Raw genomic sequence first — 4,604 nt, forward strand, 5'->3', positions numbered from 1 at the left:
GCTTGCTGCATCATCAGAACGCGGCGTAGATTGAAACTGCGGCGAGCCTGATCCTCCTAAGCCAATCAAACGCTCGTGTTCCAAATCATTCGATGACGGACAAGAAGGAGGGTCGCGCCAATTGATCTAATCAGGTTCATATCTCTCTCCATTGCTTTGTCGGACTTACGTCTTGATGTTCTTTGCTCCGAGCCGGCCGAGGGGGTCTGACATTTGTCGGCTCAAAACCCGAACCTTGCGCCAATGAACGGTCCCTGAAAAGTCAGATCAGACAGCACCTGGGAGTTACCGAGATCCCAGGTCAGATACCGGTAACCAAACACCAAGTCCCAATTGTTGATCCGGTAATTGACGGCGGCACTGAGTTGCGCAGTCAGATCACTTTCGCCTGCCCCGATGTCCGCGTAGTAAGAAAGACCCCACCGATCTGCGATCCGGGTCGTCCCACGGACGCCGACCATTGCGTCCCAGTTGTTGATCCCGCCTGAGATTCGCTGTGATCCTAAGCCAATGGAGATACTGGCACTGGTGTCGAGATCCATGCCCCGAAACCCGCCCAGAACAGCGACCCGCGTGTCGGCGTTGTCGACAAGATCATAGCCCACGGAGCCGGAAAATACCGTACCGCGCACGTCGGCATCCGCGCTGGCTGGAATGCCTGGGCCCACGGCGGCGTCCTGGTCATCACTCAGATCCAGGTACAAGGCGTCCGCAAAAATCGAGAACCTGCCACGCCGCGCCTCAACCGCGCCCATCAATGCAAAATCGAGATTGTCGAGAATGTCGCTGAAGCTGATGTCGATGCTGCCACCGGTTGTTGTTTCTCCGCTCAGCGCCGGGCCCCAGAGATACAGATAGCCGGTGAAATCCCAACTCGCATCTTGCGCATTTCCATTCGTTGCCCAGCCCAAAGACAAAGCAACGCTTAGAGTGGCCAGGAGTTGCCTTTGAGCTGACGTGGTTTTTTTAAGCATGACATTGACCTGTTGATGGGCTGGCTATTCAGTGCGACGCACTTTCTTCAACTTCGAGGTGGGCGCGCAGACAGGCTCTGCGCGCCATTGGGCTTTTATTCTTGCCAGCTCATGAAGACCTGCCGCGCTTCTTCGCTTTCGGGACGCAGGTTTTCTATGCCGCCATACGGAACGTCCTTGCCGATCTCAGAGTTCGGATACTTGGCGATCATCTTCTGATGGCGCTTGACCATGTCCTGGAAGGAGGCACCGGACCACAGCGCGTTTCCGATCAGAGCGTTCTCTTCCCGCGGGTCGCGGTAGATGTTGAAGACGGGTGCTGCCGCTCCGGGCTGACCTGGCGCAGGCAGGTGCATTTTGAACTCTTGCTTGACGACTGAACGCAGAACCGGTCCCTCATAGACATACACGTAGTCGCGGCGGCCGTTGCCCTCACCTTCAAGCAGCAGGGCGGTCTGATCGATCCCGTCGATCACCCGATCACGCGGAATGAAATCCGTTGCGCCAGCGATGCGTGTCATCGTGGTGTAGATGTCCGAGACGTGAAAGATGTCACCAGCGGCGCTGTCTGCTTCGATCACTCCGGGCCAGCGGATGAAGGCATCCGTACGTACGCCACCTTCGAGGTGTTGGGTTTTGCCGCCGCGATAGATCAGTTGGTTCAGCCCCGACGTCCCCTCGTATTGGTGCATCAACCCGTTATCCGCCATGATCATGACGATGGTATTGTCTGCCTCACCGGTTTCTTCCAACTTTGCCAGCAAGTCTCCGATCCACCTGTCCAAAAGCTGCAACTTGTCCGCATGGAACCCGCCGTTTCGCGAAAGCGCCTGATCGGGATAGACAAAGTTCAGCGGGTAGAGCGGCCAATACTGAAGAAAGAAGGGCTCATCCATAGCCGCGACGCGTTCTAGCTGTTCAATCGCCTGCGCTTGATAGCGTTCATTCATCTCTTCATACTTGGCCTGCGTCCATTCTTCGCCCGCAACCATTTCGACCTCGCGGGCGGGCCCACCTGCCTCACCTTCGACACCGGTCACCAAACCATAGGGCTTGAACCGCTCATCCAGCAGGAACTCATTATTCTGGCCTGATGCATGGTATCCTAGCATATTGTTGGCCTGCATGGCTTCGCGGGTCATCAGGCTCAGCTGAACCTGTTGATGCAGCGGGAAAGCCGCCCAATCGAAGCCCTGATTGTGTGGATACGCTTCCTCTATGTCGCCCTGATGCCATTTGCCAACATGGGAGGTATTGTACCCCGCCTGTTTCAGGATCTCAGGCAACGTCACTTCACTCGCCGGCAGACCTTCACCCACCAAAGCAACCTTTACTTCCTCTACCCCGGCCCGGATCGGATGGCGTCCGGTCAGCATAGCCGTTCGCGTCGGCGTGCATGAGGGCTCAGTGTACATCCGCATCAACGACATGCCCTCGCTGGCAAAGTCATTGATGTTCGGGGTTTCAATGCCCATCACGTAGTTCATCTTTCGCTCGCCCATCTGGCCGAAGCTGATGTCATCGATAAGGATGTATAGAAAATTCGGTGGCTTACCGCCGTTGGCGCCCCGGATTTCTGCCAACCTCGCTTCAATCTCAACATCCTGCGCATCCCATTGCTCTCCGAACTGAGCGCGCAAAAATTCAAACTCACCGTCGTACACAATCGCGTCTTGTTGTGCGACCGCTGGCATGGCGCACAACACTGCAAACATACAGGCCGCGACACCAGTCTTCTTTGTAACACTAGTCACTCTTTGATCCTCCTTGAGTACTCGCAGATTCCATGGCCTGAACAATCAGTTCGTGGCACGTGGCCGAGAGCGATTGTTTTGATCTCTGCGCCAATGCCAAAAGGCGTTCGTGCTCAGGTGGCGTAAGAAACGTCACAACCCGTTCTGACCGCGCATCGGCTTCAGGAAGCCGCGGGCGACCCATAGTTGTATCGTTTGAGGACCCCCCAGTCACTTGACACCCCGCCTATCGAATTAGCTAGATTACCGGTAAACTGTCAGGCTCTGGGAATGGACCACATCAAAAATTCGCCAAATTTGCAGAATGCTTCTCCTCCCGGATCGGACGGAGTGGCACCCGCAATCGCGCTGAATTTTGACCATCCCAACATGATTGGTGACTTTACACCCTGGGAGATCGACTTTCGGCAGCTCGATGCGGGGCGTTTGTCTACGAGAATAACAGTGCGCTCAGGACACGCGGTGTCCGCTCTGAACATCGCGATGAACCAACGCGTTCACCAGCGCGGTGTTTCACCGAAGGGATGGATGACCTTTGGCATCCCATCAAAGGGCGCAGTCGACAAATGGCAAGCAAAGGACGTAACCGATGGTGCATTTCTGTCTTTTGGAGACAGCGATGGATTTGACGGAGTTTCGACGGCCGGATTTACAGGTAACGTCATATCCTTTGAAACCCAACGACTGGAGAAGCTGGCTGACGCCTGTGGGTTTCATCTGAATGGCCACAGACCGGATGCCCGCAAATTGAGTTCCAAAGCAGGGTTGGTCTGCCTGGCGCAATTGGAGCGCCACGTATCCCAACTGCTTAGCAACTCTGATGCGCTATGGTCTCAAGAGGCAGAGGAAACTCTGATGCTTGAGGCCCTGAGCATCCTGACTGACAACGAAGCACATTTTGACAGAAGTCAGGCGCATACCAGACGACGTGCCCTCCACCGAGCAATCGACCGTATGCTCGCCAATCTTGAAGAACCAATTTCGATAGAAGAGATTTGCAAAGAAAGCGGGGCGTCCTGGCGAACCCTGGATCGCGCGTTCAAGGAGCAGTTCGGACAAGGCCCCAAGTCATACTATATGCGACTTCGGCTGAACCGCGTTCGAGAGGACCTTCTTGCAGGGACTTTCGATGGTAAAATAGCTGACGCTGCCAACCGGTGCGGATTTTGGCACATGGGTCAGTTCGCGAGGGACTACAGACTGTTTTTTGGCGTACTGCCATCCCAGACGTGGGGTAGTCCAAACTAGAAATTCGGTATCCGGATTCGAGCAACAATTGCCACCGGCATTCAGAAATACAAACTTACTTCGCTGTAAGTCAGCCTACTCTCCTCGGTGCCTTGGAGTTGGAGTTCCCCCGGCTTGATGGACACTTTTTCACTGATGAAGGATAGTGTTTTTCATGCCGAGAACGAGGAACCCGTATCTTCGTTGAACTGGTTCGGTCAGGTGCTGCTTTTGATGAACACTTCGTTCGTCAGGGAGTACAGCGTCCTGGCGCAAAGCTGGTTTTTTGCTGAGTCTGATGCACAGGCGATTGGTGTGGCAGCTTCAAAGATACCTTCGGACCAATATCGTTCCGGTCTTGAAAGCGGCGTCAAGGCAGGGCACTCGCTATCGCACGAAGACTATCCGTATGAGTTGGGTTATGTTTCTGTCTCACCTGATCATGGGAAGCGCGGCATAGGGCGAAAACTTGTCGACATCGTGTTGGAACCTGCAGAGGGAAAAGGTGTTTTTGCCACTACAAGCAACCCTGCGATGAAGGACGAACTGTCCGTCATCGAATGATTTGGAACACGAGCGTTTGATTGGCTTAGGAGGATCAGGCTCGCCGCAGTTTCAATCTACGCCGCGTTCTGATGATGCAGCAAGC

The 4,604-nt window shown here is 54.7% G+C and carries 4 protein-coding genes; 2 read left to right on the plus strand and 2 right to left on the minus strand.

Features of this window, described 5'->3' with window-relative positions:
* Positions 1-221: 221 nt before the first annotated feature.
* Positions 222-974 (minus strand): hypothetical protein, encoded by a 753-nt coding sequence (locus ACR0DS_RS20165; protein WP_480560879.1) that lies wholly within the window; start codon positions 972-974, stop codon positions 222-224.
* A 95-nt stretch (positions 975-1,069) separates the two neighbouring features.
* Positions 1,070-2,728 carry a sulfatase-like hydrolase/transferase gene (locus ACR0DS_RS20170; protein ID WP_480616928.1) on the minus strand — a complete coding sequence of 553 codons (1,659 nt, stop codon included), beginning with the start codon at positions 2,726-2,728 and terminating at the stop codon, positions 1,070-1,072.
* 270 nt (positions 2,729-2,998) lie between these two features.
* On the opposite strand from ACR0DS_RS20170, the gene ACR0DS_RS20175 reads away from it, so the two are divergent.
* Positions 2,999-3,976 (plus strand): helix-turn-helix domain-containing protein, encoded by a 978-nt coding sequence (locus ACR0DS_RS20175; RefSeq protein ID WP_480616930.1) that lies wholly within the window; start codon positions 2,999-3,001, stop codon positions 3,974-3,976.
* A gap of 117 nt (positions 3,977-4,093) precedes the next feature.
* On the plus strand, positions 4,094-4,519 hold the full coding sequence (locus ACR0DS_RS20180) for a GNAT family N-acetyltransferase (RefSeq protein WP_480560889.1): 426 nt from the start codon (positions 4,094-4,096) through the stop codon (positions 4,517-4,519).
* Positions 4,520-4,604: the final 85 nt, after the last annotated feature.

The sequence above is a fragment of the Ruegeria sp. AF5 genome (assembly GCF_056541905.1).